Source organism: Actinoplanes sp. 13 (genome assembly GCF_056134165.1).
In genome coordinates this window covers 749,360-765,157 of the sequence record NZ_JBVYOQ010000001.1, presented here as the reverse complement: position 1 = coordinate 765,157, position 15,798 = coordinate 749,360, and the positions used below count along the sequence as shown (strand labels likewise).

Sequence of the window (15,798 nt, the reverse complement as noted above, 5' to 3'; positions counted from 1 at the left end):
AAGGTTCCGCCGGCCGTGGGACTCGCTTTCAAGGGTCGCGGTCGCCGCTCATTCCTCGCCGCGGGTGGTCCGGGCCAGCCAGTCGACGACCTCCGCGACCGACCCGCCGGCGGCCAGGATCGCGCGCTGGCGAGCCGCGCCGGTGCCCCGGGACCGCAGCCGCCCCATCAGGACCGTGGCCGTCTCCAGATCGCCGTGCCGTTCCAGCTCGGGCCGCGCGTAGTCGAAGAGCTGCCGCATCAGGCGCCAGGCCGGGCGCGGCTCCCGGGTGGCCATGTCGATGTTGAGGCCTTCGAGCCCGTCGTGGGCCGCCCGCCAGTGTGCGGCCATCAGCAGCGGGTGCGGGACGTCGGGCCCCTCGGCCCCGTCCCGGACGTCGCGCAGGATCGTGGCGACCAGCGCCCGGGTCAGCGCGGCGAGCAGCATCGCGTCGTCCAGGGTCGGCGTGACGTCGCCCATCCGGATCTCGACCGTGGGGTACCGGGCGGAGAGCCGGGCGTACCAGTAGAGCATCCCCTCGTCGAGCATCGCGCCGCTCGCCTCCAGGTCGGAGATGAGCTGCAGGTAGTGCTCGTACGAGTGCAGGTACGGCGTGGGGCCGACCGTCGGCCAGCGCTCCCACATCATCGAGCGCCAGCTGGCATATCCGGTCTCCCGGCCGGAGAACAGCGGCGAGTTGGCGGTCGCCGCCTGCAGCACCGGCAGCCACGGCCGCAGGTGGTTGAGAACGCGCACGCCGGTCTCCGGGTCCGGGACGCTGACGTGCACGTGGGTGCCGCACATGCCCTGGCCGGGGGAGAGGTCGCCGAAGTGCTCCCGCATCTGGTGGTACCGAGGCTTGTCGACGACCCGCATGTTGGGGCCGGGCGCCGGCCCGGTGCCGACCGCGACCAGCCGGGCGCCGGCTCGTCCGGTGGCCGCCGCCAGTCCGGAGCGCAGCTGGGACATCGCGTCCCGCAGGTCTCCCAGGTGCAGCCGGGGTGGGCTGGCCACCTCGATCTGGCTGCGGTAGTACTCGTGCTGCACGCTCGCCCGCAGCTCGTCGGGGATCTCGGCGAACACCTCCTCGACGGCCTCGACGGCACGCGGCTCGACCGCGTCGACGAGCAGGTATTCCTCCTCGATGCCGAGGGTCAGCAGATCTTTTCGCTCGGCCTCGGCGGCGATGTCGTCGGGAAGTTCGGCACCCTCGATCGCGGTCTCCATGGGCGCCGAAGTACCCGAGGAGTTTTCCGCGGAAACCGGCGCCGAACTTATCGGCGGCCGTCCATATTGACAGGTTTACGAAACAAGCGGGAAACTTTGTGAGAGCGCTCTCACGGATGTCTGCCGCTCGTGCCTCCCTCCCCCAGGAAAGGCGATCCCCATGACGAAGCTCTCCCGACGAGTGCGGCGACGGCTGATCACCGTCGCCGCCGCGATGCTCACGGCCGGCGCGTCCATGACGTTCGTGGCCACCGCCGACGCGGCCGTCCCGCCGCCGCCGTCCGGCATGACCCTGGTGTTCAGCGACGACTTCACCGGTGCGGCGGGCACCGGGGTGAACCGCGCGAACTGGCTCTACTCCACCGGCACCGGCTATCCCGGCGGGGCGCCGAACTGGGGCACCGGCGAGATCGAGACGATGACCGACTCGACCGCGAACGTCTATCACGACGGCGGCGGCAACCTGGCGATCCGGCCGCTGCGTGACTCCGCCGGCCGCTGGACCTCCGGCCGGATCGAGACCCAGCGCACCGACTTCGCCGCACCGGTCGGCGGCAAGGTGCGGATGGAGGCCCGGATCCAGCAGCCCAACGTCACCGGGGCGGCGGCCGCGGGTTACTGGCCCGCCTTCTGGGCGCTCGGCGCGGCGGCCCGCCCGGTCGGCGCGACGAACTGGCCGAGCATCGGCGAGTGGGACATCCTGGAGAACATCAACGGGCGCCCCAGCGTCTTCGCCGCGCTGCACTGCGGCAGCAACCCGGGTGGCCCGTGCAACGAGTCGACCGGCCTGGGCAGTGGCGAGCGCCCGTGCAACGGTTGTCTCAGCAGCTTCCACACCTATGCCGTGGAGTACGACCGCAGCACCTCCCCCGAGCAGATGCGCTGGTACCTCGACGGCGTCAACTACTTCACGCTGAACTCCACCGTGGTTGACGCGACGACCTGGAACAACGCCACCCACCACGGGATGTTCATGATCCTCAACGTGGCGATCGGCGGCGGCTTCCCGGCCGCGTTCGGCGGCGGGCCGACCGCGCAGACCCAGCCGGGCGTCCCGATGCTGATCGATTACGTGGCCGTCTGGCAGTCGTCCGGCGGTGGCAGCCCCACCACGCCCCCGCCGACCGGCGGCACCGGCCGGGACGCGTTCGCGCGGATCGAGGCGGAGTCGTACAACGCCGCCTCCGCGGTGCAGGTCGAGGCGTGCGCCGAGGGTGGTCAGAATGTCGGCTGGATCGGCAACGGCGACTGGCTCCAGTTCTCCGATGTGGACTTCGGCAACGGCGGGGTGCGGGACTTCGTGGCCCGGGTCGCGTCCGGGGCGGGCGGTGGTGTCAGTGGTCTGGTCGAGGTGCGTCTGGACAGTCGGAGCAACCCGCCGATCGGCAGCTTCGCCCTTGGCGGCACCGGTGGCTGGCAGACCTGGCGGTCGATCCCCGGCAACGTCTCCGGGGTCACCGGCCGGCACACCGTCTATCTGACGTTCACCAGTGGCCAGCCGTCCGACTTCGCCAACGTGAACTGGATCCAGTTCCGCCGGTAACAATTTTTATCGACCGATGGTGATGGGTCGTGGCCGCTGACCAGCGGCTGCGGCCCATCAGCCAATTTAAGGAAGTTTAAGGTCAACCCTCTTTACATCTTCTGTTAACAGTCCTAAAGATTAAGGCATCTCACTGGGTGTGCATGGAGGGACGGCGATGAAGCGCTCCAGATCAGTCATCCTCGCAACGGTCACGGCGCTGGTCGCCGGTGGCGCGGCGACGTACTTCGCGGGGAACGCGTCGGCGGCGGTGGCCTGCGCCCCCGCGTGGAGCGCGTCGGCCGTCTACGTCAAGGACAACGTGGCCTCGCAGAACGGCCGCAACTACACCGCCAAGTGGTGGACGCAGAACGAGTCGCCGGCCGTCCGCAGCGGACAGTGGGACGTGTGGGCCGACAACGGCGTCTGTGGCAGCGGGCCGACCACCCCGCCCACCACGCCGCCGACGACCCCGCCGACCACGCCGCCGACGACCCCGCCGACGACTCCGCCGACGACTCCGCCGACGACGCCGCCCAGCAACGGGCAGCTGCCGAAGCACTTCCTCACCGGGTACTGGCAGAACTTCGACAACGGCGCCGCCGCGCTCAAGCTCGCCCAGGTGCCGGCCACTTACGACCTGATCGCGGTCGCCTTCGCGGACGCCACGGCGACCCCCGGCGCGGTCACCTTCAACCTCGACCCGGGCCTGGCCACCGCGGTCGGCGGATATACCGACGCGCAGTTCAAGGCGGACATCGCCACGCTGCACTCGCGCGGCAAGAAGGTGATCATCTCGGTCGGCGGCGAGAAGGGCACGGTCGCCGTCAACAGCACGGCCGCCGCCACCGCCTTCGCCGACTCGGTCCACCGGCTGATCCAGACCTACGGCTTCGACGGCGTCGACATCGACCTGGAGAACGGGCTCAACCCGACGTACATGGCGAGCGCGCTGCGCAGCCTGCGGGCCAAGGTCGGCAGCAGCCTGATCATCACGATGGCCCCGCAGACCATCGACATGCAGAACCCGCAGTCCTCGTACTTCAAGCTCGCGCTCGACATCAAGGACATCCTGACCGTCGTCTTCACCCAGTACTACAACTCCGGCGCGATGCTGGGCTGCGACAACAACGCCGCGTACGGCCAGGGCAGCATCAACTTCCTGACCGCGCTCGCGTGCATCCCGCTGCAGGCCGGACTGCGCCCCGACCAGGTCGCCCTCGGCCTGCCGTCGAGCACCCGCGCGGCCGGTGGCGGTTACGTCGCGCCGTCGGTGGTCAACGCCGCGCTCGACTGCCTGGCCAAGGGCACCAACTGCGGCACCTTCAAGCCGCCGGCCACGTACCCCGGCATCCGCGGCGCGATGACCTGGTCGATCAACTGGGACGTGACGAACGGCAACCAGTGGGCCAACACGGTCGACCCGCACCTGGCGACCCTCCCGTGAAGCCGATCAGGAAGCTCGCCCTGGTAGCGGCGGTCGCGACGGCCGCCACCGCGGCCGCGGTCCTGCCGATGGCCACCTCGAACGCGGCCGTGGCCTGCGCGCCCGCCTGGAGCGCGTCGGCCGTCTACGTCAAGGACAACGTGGCCTCGCAGAACGGCCGCAACTACACCGCCAGGTGGTGGACGCAGAACGAGTCGCCGGCCACCAACAGCAGCCAGTGGGCCGTCTGGGCGGACAACGGCACCTGTGGCACCATGACGCCCACCACGCCGCCCACGGCACCGCCCACCACCGGCCCGACCCCGCCGCCGACCGGGACCAAGATGGCGGCCGCGCCGTACATCTACCCCGGCTGGGGCAACCCGCCCGCACCGTCGACTGTGGTCGGCGCGACCGGGATCAAGGCCTTCACCGTCGCGTTCGTGCTGGCGAGCAACGGCTGCAACCCGGCCTGGGACGGCTCACCCGGACTGACCGGAGGCGCGCACGCCGGCACCATCGCGGCGATCCGGGCGGCCGGCGCCGACGTGGTGCCGTCGATCGGTGGCTGGAGCGGCAACAAGCTCGGCCCGAACTGCTCGACGCCCGAGGCGCTCGCCGGCGCGTACCAGAAGGTGATCGACACCTTCCAGCTCAAGGCGATCGACATCGACATCGAGAACACCGACGAGTTCGAGAACTACGTGGTGGCGGACCGGATCGTCGACGCGCTGCGGATCGTCAAGCAGCGCAACCCGGGCGTGAAGACGATCCTCACCTTCGGCACCACGCCGAACGGCCCGAACGCGCACGGTGTCCGGCTGATCCAGCAGGCCAGGGCCAAGAACGCGAACATCGACATCTTCACGCAGATGCCGTTCGACTTCAGCGGCCACGCCGACATGTACGCGGCCACCGTGGGCGCCACCGAGGGCCTGAAGAACCAGCTGAAGAGCGTGTTCGGCTACACCGACGCGCAGGCGTACTCGCGGATCGGCATCTCCGGGATGAACGGCCTCTCCGACCAGCAGGAGCTGACCTCGGTGGAGACCTGGACCCGGATCCGGGACTACGCCAGGAGCAAGAACCTGGCCCGGTTCTCGTTCTGGGCGGTCAACCGCGACCGCGGCTGCGCCGGCGGCGGTGTGGTCAGCAACTGCTCCGGCATCGCGCAGGCCGACTGGGAGTTCACCAGGGTGAGCGCCGGCTTCTAGAAGTCACCGCTGCGCGCGGTCGTCCTCCCGGGCGGCCGCGCGCCGCCGTTTGCGGGCCTTCTTGACCACCCAGGAGGCGATCATGACGGCGAAGAAGGCCCAGATCGCGTAGTCGAACCACTGGCTGTACTTCTCCAGGTCCTGCCAGCGGGACCCGAGCGCATAGCCACCACCCACGAAGATCGCGTTCCACACTCCACTGCCGAGGGTCGTGAAGAGCACGAACAGGCCCAGCGGCATGCGGTTGGCGCCGGCCGGGACGGAGACCAGGCTGCGCACCACCGGCATGCACCGCCCGAACAGCACCGCGCTCTTCGCGTGTTTCTCGAACCACCGGTCGGCCTTGTCGAGGTCGTCCAGGTCGACCAGCGGAATATTGTCCAGCCAGCGGCGCAGCCGCTCCTCACCGAGCCCGCGGCCCAGCCAGTAGAGCAGCAGCGCACCGCCGAGGGCGCCCAGGGTCGCCGCGAGCCAGACCAGCACCAGGTTGACCCGGCCCTGACTGGCCAGATATCCGGCCATCGAGAGGACGATCTCGCTCGGGATCGGTGGGACGATGTTCTCCAGCGCGACCAGCAGGCCGACGCCGATCTCGCCCATCGACTCGATCACCGAGGCGACCCAGCCGGTGAGCCCGCCGACGTTGCTGAGATCGCCTTCAGCCATGAGCGTTCCTCCTCGAAAGCTCGGTGATGAAGTCCCTTACCCGGGCAGGACCGCTTGAACCGGTGTGCGTATATACCGCTGATCGGCATATGCTGCGGACATGACCGACGTACCGATGCGGGAGCCGACCTTCCTCGTGCTGACCGCGCTGGCCGAGGAGCCGCGGCACGGCTATGCCGTGATCGAGGACGTGGCCACCATGACCGGGGGACGTGTCCGGCTGCGGGCCGGCACGCTTTACGCCGCGCTCGACCGGCTGCGCGCCGAGGGCCTGATCGAGGTCGACCGCGAGGAGATCGTCCAGTCCCGGCTGCGCCGCTACTACCGCCTCACCGGCGCCGGCGAGCGGAGCCTGGCCGCCGAGACCGCCCGCCTGCGTCAGCAGGCCACCATCGCCGAGCGTCGCCTGCGGGCGCGCACCCGGCTGGGAGGAGCGACCACATGACCGCGCTGGAGATGCGCTATCGCCGGCTGTTGCGGGTCTATCCGGCCGGCCACCGCGACGCCTACGAGGAGGAGATGATCGGCGTGCTGATGGCGGATGCCGAGCCCGGCCGGCGGTTCCCGGCCCCGGCCGACGTGCTGGACCTGCTGCGTGCGGGCCTCACGGCCCGTCTTGGTCGATCTCGGCAGGCCCAGCGGGGTACGGGCTGGCGCGACGCCGCCGCGGTGACCGGTCTGCTCGTCGCTCTTGCCATGGCCGGCGTCACCGCCGGACGGCTAGCCACCGGCCTCCGGATGTTCACCGTCGACGACGACCCGATGCATGCCTACGGTCTGGACGGCGCCCTGCTGCTCGACCCGGCGATCCGGACGCTCGCCTGGCTCCTCGTCTCCGTCGCCGCCCTGGCCGGACTGCGCCGCACCGCCGTCGGGCTGGCCGGGTTCGGGGTGCTCGTCGAGCTCGGCGCGGTGGCCTGGTGGGCCGGCCTCGCCCCGTGGCAGTCCCTCCGCCTGGCCTGGGCGCCCACCCTGGCAATGCTGGTGCTCGCGGTCCTGGTGGTGGCCCGGCCGGCCCGACCGGCGCGCGCGATTCTCGGTTCTCGGGGCGCCCGGCCGGCGATCGCCCGCCGGGCCGCCGCGCTGACCCTGGCTCTGCTCGCCGTTCCGGTTCTCTTCCTCGAGTCATGGGAATGGACGGGCCTGTCCTCGGCCGTACACCTCAGTGCCGGCATCGTCGCGCAGCGGGTGCTCCTCCTGGTACTGACCCCGGTCGTGGTCTTCGCCGTCGCCCTGGTGGCCCTGGAGACGGGCGAACGTTTCGCCGTTCGCGGGCGCGGACATGTAAGGGCGCATGAGTGACCGGTGGTACTCGAAAGCGGTCGTCTACTGCTTGGACATCGACTCCTTCGCCGACTCGAACGGTGACGGCGTCGGGGACCTCCAGGGACTGATCGGAAGGCTGGACTATCTGTCCCGGCTCGGCGTCAACTGCCTGTGGCTGAACCCGATCCATCCGTCGCCGGGCCGGGACGACGGTTACGACGTGTCGGACTTCTACAACGTGGACCCTCGCTTCGGCAATCTCGGTGACTTCGCCGAACTGCTGCACCAGGCGTCCAACCGGGGCATCAAGGTGATCATCGACCTGGTGGTCAACCACACCTCCGACCAGCACCCCTGGTTCCAGTCCGCCAGGTCGTCACCCGACTCGCCGTACCGCGACTGGTTCGTCTGGAGCGAAACCGAACCGGCCGACCGCAACCAGGGCATGGTCTTCCCGGGTGAGCAGGCGGAGACCTGGACGTACGACCGGACCGCGAAACTCTGGTACTACCACCGGTTCTACAAGTTCCAGCCGGACCTCAACATCAACAATCCGCTGGTCCGCGAGGAGATCAAGAAGATCTGCTCGTTCTGGCTCCAGCTCGGCGTCGCCGGTTTCCGGATGGACGCGGTGCCGTTCATCATCGAGCAGACCGAGCCGGGCAACCCGAACTCGCCGAAGGACCTCGACTTCCTCACCGAGCTGCGGCAGCACGTCCAGTGGCGTCGCGGTGACGCGGTCCTGCTGGCCGAGGCCAATGTGGAGCCCGAGGAACTGCTCAAGTTCTTCGGCGACGAGGGCGGTTCCAGCAACCGCATCCACATGCTCTTCGATTTCATGCTCAACGCGCGGGTGATCCTCGGCCTGGCCCGGGAGGATCCGGAGCCGATCATCGACGCGCTGCGCGACTCGCCGAAGCTGCCCTCCGGCGGCCAGTGGGCCACGTTCCTGCGCAACCACGACGAGATCGACCTCTCCCGGCTCACCGCGGAGCAGCGCAAGGACGTCTTCGACCGGTTCGGGCCGGACGAGGACATGCAGCTCTACGGCCGTGGCATCCGGCGCCGGCTGGCACCCATGCTGGACAACGACCGGCGGCGGATCGAGCTGGCGTACTCGCTGCAGTTCAGCCTGCGCGGTACCCCCGTGCTGCGGTACGGCGAGGAGCTCGGGATGGGCGACGACCTCTCGCTGAAGGGCCGGGACGCGATCCGGACGCCGATGCAGTGGTCGCTGCAGCCCAACGGCGGTTTCTCCGCCGCCCGACCGGGCTCGCTGGGCCGTCCGGTGATCTCCGGCGGGGAGTACGGGTACGAGACGATCAACGCGACCCTCCAGCGGCACGACCCGGACTCGCTGCTCTCCTGGTTCGAGCGGATGATCCGGACGCTGAAGGAGGCGCCGGAGATCGGCAGCGGAAGCTGCACCCACGTCGACGTGCCCGCGCCGCGCACGATCCTGGTCCACCGGGCGGACGACACCACCGGCACGATGCTCTTCGTGCACAACCTGGGCCCCGAGGCGGGCGTGGTCGACCTGAGCAGCCTGGCCGGCGAGGCCGACTTCCCCAACGACGTGCTGGCGGACCAGAAGTACCCGGAACCCGGCAAGTTCGACGCGATCAAGGTCGAGGGATACGGCTATCGCTGGATCCGGATGCGCAGAGGGGCATAGTCGGAGCTAGCATCGCCGGAGTAACGGAGATCACCGGAGGCCGTGATGTCGCAGTCCGCAACAAGCCGGGTGGCCGTCGTAACCGGTGCCGCCCGCGGCATCGGTGAGGCGATCGCCCTCAAGCTCGCCGCCGACGGGATGGCCGTCGCGGTCGTCGACCTGGACGAGGGCGCCTGCGCGAACACGGTCACCGCGATCCACGACGCCGGTGGCACGGCGGCCGCGATCGGCGCCGACGTCTCCGACCCGGCTCAGGTGACCGCGGCCGTCGAGCGGATCGTGACCGAACTCGGTCCGCCGACGGTGCTGGTCAACAACGCCGGTGTGCTTCGGGACAACCTGCTGTTCCGGATGACCGAGGACGACTGGGACACCGTGATGGCGGTGCACCTGCGCGGCGCCTTCCTGTTCACCCGGGCACTGCAGAAACACATGGTCGACGCCGGTTTCGGCCGCATCGTGAGCCTGTCCAGCACGTCGGCGCTGGGCAACCGGGGGCAGGCCAACTACGCGGCGGCCAAGGCCGGCATCCAGGGCTTCACCAAGACCCTCGCGATCGAGCTGGGCAAGTTCGGCATCACCGCGAACGCGGTGGCGCCCGGTTTCATCGTGACCGATATGACACGTGCCACGGCCGCCCGGGTCGGGGTGGATTTCGACGATTTCTCCAAGGCCGCGGTGAGCCAGATCCCGGTCGGGCGGGCCGGCCGTCCCGAAGACGTCGCGAACACCGTATCCTTCCTGGTCAGTGACGGTGCGGGCTTCGTCTCGGGACAGGTCGTCTACGTCGCCGGCGGACCCAGGGACTGAGGCTGGCAACTTGCTGAGAAGAGTTACAAAGAAATCATGAACCGACGCATGAGTTCCCGCAGCGTGTCGCTCACCAGCACGTTCCTCTTGCTGGCGGCGGGTGGTGTGGCGGCCTGTGACAACGATGAATACGTGGACGAGGGCTTCTACTGCGCCGACGAGAACGGCGTCGTCGTCGACGAGGACTACTGCGACGACGACAACGGTGGCGGTGGGGTCGGCGGCTTCTTCATCTGGCACTCGTCGGGATACCGGTCCGGTTACCCGGTGGGCTACCGGCTGCCGGCCGGCGGGAGCAGGTTCGCGTACAACGACGCGGCCGCCCGCTCCCGGTTCGGCCTGCCGACCAGCGGCAAGATCAGCAACGGCACCGTGAAGACCAGCGTCGTCGGCAAGGGTGGCGGCGGCTCGGGCAGCAAGTCCGGCTCGTCCGGGGGCTGACGATGCGGCGTGTGGCGTACGGGCCGGTCCGTGACGGCTGGCAGCTCACCAACTTCAGCCTCGGCCTGACGTACAACGACACCGAGCTGCCGGACGGCACGATGACGTCGTACTGGCGGGAGGGGCCGTACTACGACTTCACCCAGGCCGAGATCGAGGAGCTGGAGACCGCCACGGCGACCCTGCACGCGATGTGCCTGGAAGCCGGCGACTGGATGGTCGAGCAGTGCCCACGGCGTACCGTCGAAGGTCGTAAACAGGGCTTCTTCTCGTCGATCTGCACCGACGAGACGTGCTTCCTGGCCCGGATCGGCATCCCGGAGTACACCCACGAGCAGATCATCCGGACCTGGTTCGACGGCGACGCGGAGACGTGGACGCACTACGACAAGGACCCGGACATGCGGCTGCCGATGCAGACGCCGGACTACTCGCCGAGCGTCTACGGCCGCTTCGACCTGTGGTACGACGGCGCCGGCAGCACCCCGCGCCTGCTGGAGTTCAACGCGCAGACCCCGACGTCGCTGGTCGAGGCCGCGGTCATCCAGTGGCACTGGATGGACCAGACCGGCGTAACCCAGCACCCCTGGCGGCAGTGGAACTCGATCCACGAGCGGCTCGTCGGCTGGGAGGCGACACCCGGCGAACCGGGCGATCCGGGCGCGTGGCGGCGCAACATCAACAAGCTGCGCGAGGCCCGGACCTGGCTGCCGGAGAAGCCCAAGATCTTCTTCGCGTACGAGACGTCGGAGACCTCGGGCGAGGACCGGATGAACGTCGCGTACCTGATGGCCACCGCGGAGGAGGCCGGGTACCCGGTCGAGCTGATCGCGATGAGCCAGATCGGCTGGGACGTGGCCGGCGACCGGGTGGTGTTCGTCCCGGCGCCCGGCCAGGAGCACAAGGCCGAGCCGATCGACGTGATCTTCATGCTCTATCCGTGGGAGTGGTTCTGGCACGAGGAGGGCGGCAAGGCGTTCTTCCGGAACATGGCCGACCCGGAGAAGCGCGGCACCGTCTGGATCGAGCCGCCGTACAAGGCCGCCCTGCTCGGCAACAAGGCGCTGCTCCCGGTGCTGTGGAAGCTGTTCGGTGACGACCCGGAGCGCGGGAAATACCTGCTGCCCGCCTACTTCGCCGACTCCTCCGGCGCGGCGACCCTGAAGTCGTACGCCAAGAAGCCGGTCTGGGGCCGCGAAGGCGGGTCGGTCACCCTCGTCCGCGACGGCGTCCCGATCACCACCAACCCCTCGGAGTACGGGTCGGACGGCCGCTACGTCGTGCAGGAGCTCTGCGAGCTGCCGTCCTTCGAAGGGCTGGAGGGCACGTTGCACCCGGTGATCGGATCCTGGCTGATCGACGGGGAGCCGGCCGGGATGGGCATCCGCGAGGGCGTCGGCACCGAGGGCCTGGTCACCGGCAACACGTGTAACTTCGTCCCGCACGTGATCGAAGCCACCCGCTGACCCACCCCCTCCCGCGTGTGAAGTTCGGGTCAGTTCCGCGCCGCAACTTCACACGCTGGTTGCAGCGGCGGGTTGTGTGTGAAGTCCGGGTCGGATTCGCGCCGTAACTTCACACGCTGGTTGCAGCGGCGGGTTGTGTGTGAAGTCCGGGTCGGATTCGCGCCGCAACTTCACACGGTGGGGTTCGGGGTGGGGCGGTGGCGGTAGATCCACCAGAGGCCGATGAAGGGCAGGACGAGCGGGACGTAGCCGTACCCGCTGCCGAAGCGTGACCAGACGGTGTCGTCCGGGAAGGCGACCGCGTCGACGACGCTGAGCGTCCCGATGATCAGCACGCCGGCGAGCTCGACGCTGCAGCTGACCAACGCGATCATCCGCCCGCGGGGGCCGCCCCGGGCCAGGCCCACGGTTGCGGCGAGATAGACCAGGCCGGCGAGCGCGGAGAGCAGATAGGCGACCGGCGCCTCGGCGAAGTGGGTGCTGATCTGGACCAGGGCCCGCGCGCTCGCGGAGAGTGCGAAGATGCCGTAGACCAGCAGCAGGACCCGGCCGATCCCGGTGTTGAGCGCGGCGTCGGCGGGCCGGGCGGTGGTGGGCGAGGACTCAGGCACCGGTCACCGACGCGATCTGCTGCAGCCGCAGCACGAGGACGGGCAGGATCAGACAGCCGATCCCGAGGATCACGCTGCCCCAGCGGGTCGGCTCCATCTTGGCCAGGACCAGCGCGGTCGGCACGAAGCCGAGCGTGGTGATCAGATAGCCGGCGAAGGTGGCCACGTCCACCGGCCGGTCGCCGTCGAAGAGACCCACCACCGCGATCGCGACCAGGACCAGGACCAGGGCGCTCAGCGCTCCGGCGGCCAGCAGGTCGAAGCGGCTCGGGGCGCGGTCGAGCGCCGCGCGCAGCAGGAACCACGCCGCCAGCACGAGCGCGACGACGATCGTCGTCACTGACAGGGGACCGTTCACCCGGCCAGGTTACTGATGTGCCGGCGGGCTGGTAACTTCCGGCCTGGCGATCTTCATGACAACGGATGGGCTGGCACAGTGCGCTTCGGACTTTTCGGTACGGGACCCTGGGCGCACCTCGCCCACGCGCCGGCTCTGTCGGCTCACGCCGGAGTGGAGTTCGCCGGGGTGTGGGGCCGTGACCCCGCCAAGGCGGCGGCCCTCGCCGATCAGTACGAGGTCCGGGCGTACGACGACGCCGACGAGTTGATCGCCGAGGTGGACGCGGTCGCGATCGCGCTCCCGCCGGACGTGCAGGCGCCGCTCGCCCTGCGCGCGGCGGAGGCCGGCCGGCACCTGCTCCTGGACAAGCCGGTCGCGCTGCGTCCCGAGCAGGCCGAGGCGATCGCCGCCGCGGTCGAGTCCCGCGATCTGGCCTCGGTGGTGTTCTTCACCCGCCGCTTCACGCCGGAGACCGAGACGTTCCTGGCCGAGGCCGTGGCCGCCGGCGGCTGGACCGAGGCCCGGGTCGACCACCTCGGCTCGATCTTCACCGACGGCAACCCGTTCGGCGCCTCGCCGTGGCGCCGCGAGCGCGGCGGGCTCTGGGACGTCGGCCCGCACGCGCTGGCGCTCGTGCTGCCGGTGCTCGGCCCGGTCACCGCGGTGACCGGGATGGCCGGCGAGCGGGACATGACGCACCTGCTGCTCCGGCACGAGGGTGGCGCGGTCAGCCGGCTCACCCTTTCGGTGGACGCTCCGGCGGCTGCGGCCCGTGAGGAGGCGGTCTTCGCCGGCGAGGCCGGGCTGCTTTCCCCGCCCCGGGCGCAGTGGCGTCCGGAGGTCGCCCTGGGCCGTGCCCTGGACCAGTTGATCACGGCCGCCGAGGGCGGTGCCAGGCCGGAACTGGACGTGCGTTTCGGTGCCCGGGTGACCGCGATCCTGGATGCCGCGGACCGGGCCGTACGCGACGGTGTGACGGTTTCCCTGGCCGGCTGACGGCCCTCAGGGAACCGTCCGCTCGATCGCTGCGGCGCCGTCCCGTTCCAGCTCAGCGCGGGTTCGGGCGATGTTCTCGGGTGTCCGGTCCTGGCTCCGGGCGGCGGCCGGGTCCACCTGATTCCACGCCTGTTCCGCGCCCGTCCGCCACACCGGCGGTGCGGCGTCCCCGGACGGAGTCGTCTCGTTCTGGTCGGTCATGGTCCTGCCATGTCTGGAGTCATTGCGCCCGGTTGCCCGGTCCCCACCGCTGCGTTCGAGGACGTCGCGATCGGTGTCCGGCAGGACACGGCTCGATGAAAGATCCGATCTCGGTTGTCCGAACTGAGCGCTAACTGGACAGAACCTGCGCGTTACGGATGGACGCAAAGTAGCGAGCCGAATACATTTTCGGCTTGTCACGCACACCGGGTCGGGCGTCCGGGCGGGGCCCGGCAGCCTCGCGACGTAACCCCGGGGGTGGGTGTGGGGGGTGAGGGGATGCACCGTATGACCGACTGCATCGCGGCGGATCTCGGGCCGCAAGGACGATACGGGACCACGCGCGGGGGAGCACAGGCGTGACGGGCTCGTGGGAAGCCGAGCGGGATGCGCACGAGGCGGCGCAGGCCCTGGCCGGCCTGGCCGCACTGCTGCGCGCGGCGAACCAGCCGGCCGGCGACGATTCCGATCACCGGATGCTGTTGAGCCTCGCGCAGAACGGCGAGCTCGCGGCCCGGCGTGTCGTCGCTCATCTGCGCGACCAGCGCGGCGCCGGCGACGGAGAGCTGGCGTCGGTGCCGCCGCGGCTGGCGCCGTGGCGGGACTGGGTGCCGACCCGGGGGCATCTGTTCGGTGCGGCCACGTCACCCCGCCGGGCGAACGAGGTGCCCCAGCCCCGGCGATGCGATCCGGGCGAATAGGAGCCCGCCGGCGGCGAAAAGTCGGACTTCAGTGGTTGGCAGGGAAAGCCGCAATCCACCGGCGCCGTGAACAGTCGCAGTCGGGATCAACGCGGCCGGATCAGGACGTTGTCCGCAGCGTCTCCGACGGCGACTCCCCGAAGCGCTTCCGATAGGCCGACGCGAACCGGCCCAGGTGCGCGAACCCCCACCGGTGCGCCACGGTGGCGACCGTGATCCGGGCCGGATCACCCCGGAGCAGAGTCTCCCGGGCACGCGTCAGGCGTACCCGCTGGAGGTAGGCCATCGGTGCGGACCCGAGATGCCGGCGGAATCCCTCCTGCAGCGACCGGACGCTCATCCCGGCGACCACCGCCAGGTCAGCGACGGTGAAGGCGCGCTCCGGCTCCTCGTTGATCACTTCCACCGCGCGCCGGATGGCCCGTGGGGGCCCCGGCGTGACCGGGCCGGTCAGCTCCTCCAGATAGCGGTGCGGAACGCTCAGCAGCAGGCCGCTCAGCACACTGCTGCACAACTGCTCGGCGATCAGCGGCTGGTAGATCAGGCTGCTCTCGTGATCGAGCTCGTCGCGGAGCAGACGGATCAGCCGGCTCCAGCTCTGCGCCGGGCCCTCGGTGAGATCGAAGGTGGCCGGCAGATCGATCGGTCCCTCGACCGGGTGACCCAGCAGCGCGGCCAGTTCCGACTCCAGCGCCCACCGCTCGATGCGCACCTCGACCTCGGTGGTGTTCGCCTCGTGCCGCAGGTGAACCGGGTCGCCGGGGCGGAACGCGAGCGCGGTGTCGGGCGTGGCGGTGACCTCCCGGCCGTCCTGCCGGGCACGCACCCGCCCCGCCGTCGGCAGGGTCACGTGGTACGCGTCCACCTCCGGGGCGATGAGCGTGGCCCGGGCGCCGAACGTGAGATGGCCGACGGTGAGCGGTCCGAGTTGGATCATCTCGACGTCCACCGAGAGGGCGCCGCCGTCCGGTGCGCCGAGCGAGACCGGGTGGTAAAAACGATTCAGAGCGTCTCGGGCCTGTTCTGCATCGATGCTGTCGAAGTAGACGGTTCCGAGCGCCGGTGCGGCGCGCGGTAAGGCGTCAACCATTGCGGGCAGCGCTCCATCGCATACGGTGAGTATTCGGTCCAAGTCAGTGGACAGTCAACGTCGGCGCCACGCAGTGACCGTTCCAGCACATTCCGGCCATATGAACTACTCTGGCGTTCCGCGCCTACGTGGCGTAACTTGCAGACCAGCGGATTGTTGTAGGAACC

17 protein-coding genes are annotated in these 15,798 nt (G+C 69.9%); 11 read left to right on the top strand and 6 right to left on the bottom strand.

Translation table 11 applies throughout. The annotated features are described in order from the left end of the window. Positions 1-48 precede the first annotated feature (48 nt). A complete protein-coding gene (locus tag AC0NH5_RS03435; RefSeq protein ID WP_474399755.1) occupies positions 49-1,206 on the bottom strand; it encodes a carboxylate-amine ligase in 1,158 nt (385 codons plus the stop codon). A 160-nt stretch (positions 1,207-1,366) separates the two neighbouring features. On the opposite strand from AC0NH5_RS03435, the gene AC0NH5_RS03430 reads away from it, so the two are divergent. From AC0NH5_RS03430 to AC0NH5_RS03420, 3 genes are all read left to right on the top strand, one after another. Beyond that, positions 1,367-2,749, top strand: a complete 1,383-nt coding sequence (locus tag AC0NH5_RS03430; protein WP_474399752.1) for a carbohydrate-binding protein — start codon at positions 1,367-1,369, stop codon at positions 2,747-2,749. A 157-nt stretch (positions 2,750-2,906) separates the two neighbouring features. Continuing rightward, complete coding sequence (locus AC0NH5_RS03425) at positions 2,907-4,175, top strand: chitinase (protein WP_474399749.1); 1,269 nt, start codon at positions 2,907-2,909, stop codon at positions 4,173-4,175. Further along, complete coding sequence (locus AC0NH5_RS03420; RefSeq protein WP_474399747.1) at positions 4,172-5,368, top strand: chitinase; 1,197 nt, start codon at positions 4,172-4,174, stop codon at positions 5,366-5,368. Before AC0NH5_RS03425 ends, AC0NH5_RS03420 begins: the two co-directional genes overlap by 4 nt. 3 nt (positions 5,369-5,371) lie before the next feature. Here the strand turns inward: AC0NH5_RS03420 and AC0NH5_RS03415 are convergent, their stop codons facing one another. Next, positions 5,372-6,034, bottom strand: coding sequence for a DedA family protein (locus AC0NH5_RS03415; RefSeq protein WP_474399746.1), 663 nt, complete (start codon positions 6,032-6,034; stop codon positions 5,372-5,374). 100 nt (positions 6,035-6,134) lie between these two features. On the opposite strand from AC0NH5_RS03415, the gene AC0NH5_RS03410 reads away from it, so the two are divergent. The 6 genes from AC0NH5_RS03410 to AC0NH5_RS03385 are packed head-to-tail and all read left to right on the top strand — an operon-like array spanning position 6,135 to position 11,692. Beyond that, the gene (locus AC0NH5_RS03410; RefSeq protein ID WP_474399744.1) at positions 6,135-6,479 is read left to right on the top strand and encodes a PadR family transcriptional regulator; all 345 of its coding nucleotides are present in this window, start codon (positions 6,135-6,137) and stop codon (positions 6,477-6,479) included. Next, complete coding sequence (locus AC0NH5_RS03405; RefSeq protein WP_474399742.1) at positions 6,476-7,336, top strand: hypothetical protein; 861 nt, start codon at positions 6,476-6,478, stop codon at positions 7,334-7,336. Before AC0NH5_RS03410 ends, AC0NH5_RS03405 begins: the two co-directional genes overlap by 4 nt. Next, the gene (locus AC0NH5_RS03400) at positions 7,329-8,975 is read left to right on the top strand and encodes an alpha-amylase family protein (protein WP_474399739.1); all 1,647 of its coding nucleotides are present in this window, start codon (positions 7,329-7,331) and stop codon (positions 8,973-8,975) included. Before AC0NH5_RS03405 ends, AC0NH5_RS03400 begins: the two co-directional genes overlap by 8 nt. Positions 8,976-9,020: 45 nt before the next feature. Then, positions 9,021-9,785: a 3-oxoacyl-ACP reductase FabG gene (gene fabG / locus AC0NH5_RS03395; RefSeq protein ID WP_474399737.1), complete on the top strand. Its 765-nt coding sequence runs from the start codon at positions 9,021-9,023 to the stop codon at positions 9,783-9,785. Between the two features lie 36 nt (positions 9,786-9,821). Further along, positions 9,822-10,226: a hypothetical protein gene (locus tag AC0NH5_RS03390; protein WP_474399734.1), complete on the top strand. Its 405-nt coding sequence runs from the start codon at positions 9,822-9,824 to the stop codon at positions 10,224-10,226. 2 nt (positions 10,227-10,228) lie between these two features. Continuing rightward, the gene (locus tag AC0NH5_RS03385; RefSeq protein WP_474399731.1) at positions 10,229-11,692 is read left to right on the top strand and encodes a glutathionylspermidine synthase family protein; all 1,464 of its coding nucleotides are present in this window, start codon (positions 10,229-10,231) and stop codon (positions 11,690-11,692) included. 170 nt (positions 11,693-11,862) lie between these two features. On the opposite strand, the gene AC0NH5_RS03380 is transcribed toward AC0NH5_RS03385, so the two are convergent. Together AC0NH5_RS03380 and AC0NH5_RS03375 are read right to left on the bottom strand one after the other, a co-directional pair. Then, positions 11,863-12,303: a hypothetical protein gene (locus AC0NH5_RS03380; RefSeq protein ID WP_474399729.1), complete on the bottom strand. Its 441-nt coding sequence runs from the start codon at positions 12,301-12,303 to the stop codon at positions 11,863-11,865. Beyond that, positions 12,296-12,661 (bottom strand): hypothetical protein, encoded by a 366-nt coding sequence (locus tag AC0NH5_RS03375; RefSeq protein WP_474399726.1) that lies wholly within the window; start codon positions 12,659-12,661, stop codon positions 12,296-12,298. Before AC0NH5_RS03375 ends, AC0NH5_RS03380 begins: the two co-directional genes overlap by 8 nt. 78 nt (positions 12,662-12,739) lie before the next feature. Between AC0NH5_RS03375 and AC0NH5_RS03370 the strand changes: the two genes are divergently transcribed. Then, positions 12,740-13,639, top strand: a complete 900-nt coding sequence (locus AC0NH5_RS03370; RefSeq protein WP_474399724.1) for a Gfo/Idh/MocA family protein — start codon at positions 12,740-12,742, stop codon at positions 13,637-13,639. 6 nt (positions 13,640-13,645) lie between these two features. On the opposite strand, the gene AC0NH5_RS03365 is transcribed toward AC0NH5_RS03370, so the two are convergent. Next, the gene (locus tag AC0NH5_RS03365; RefSeq protein ID WP_474399723.1) at positions 13,646-13,840 is read right to left on the bottom strand and encodes a hypothetical protein; all 195 of its coding nucleotides are present in this window, start codon (positions 13,838-13,840) and stop codon (positions 13,646-13,648) included. A 359-nt stretch (positions 13,841-14,199) separates the two neighbouring features. Between AC0NH5_RS03365 and AC0NH5_RS03360 the strand changes: the two genes are divergently transcribed. Next, the gene (locus AC0NH5_RS03360; RefSeq protein ID WP_474399722.1) at positions 14,200-14,541 is read left to right on the top strand and encodes a hypothetical protein; all 342 of its coding nucleotides are present in this window, start codon (positions 14,200-14,202) and stop codon (positions 14,539-14,541) included. Positions 14,542-14,641: 100 nt separating this feature from the next. On the opposite strand, the gene AC0NH5_RS03355 is transcribed toward AC0NH5_RS03360, so the two are convergent. Next, the gene (locus AC0NH5_RS03355; protein ID WP_474399719.1) at positions 14,642-15,631 is read right to left on the bottom strand and encodes an AraC family transcriptional regulator; all 990 of its coding nucleotides are present in this window, start codon (positions 15,629-15,631) and stop codon (positions 14,642-14,644) included. Positions 15,632-15,798 lie beyond the last annotated feature (167 nt).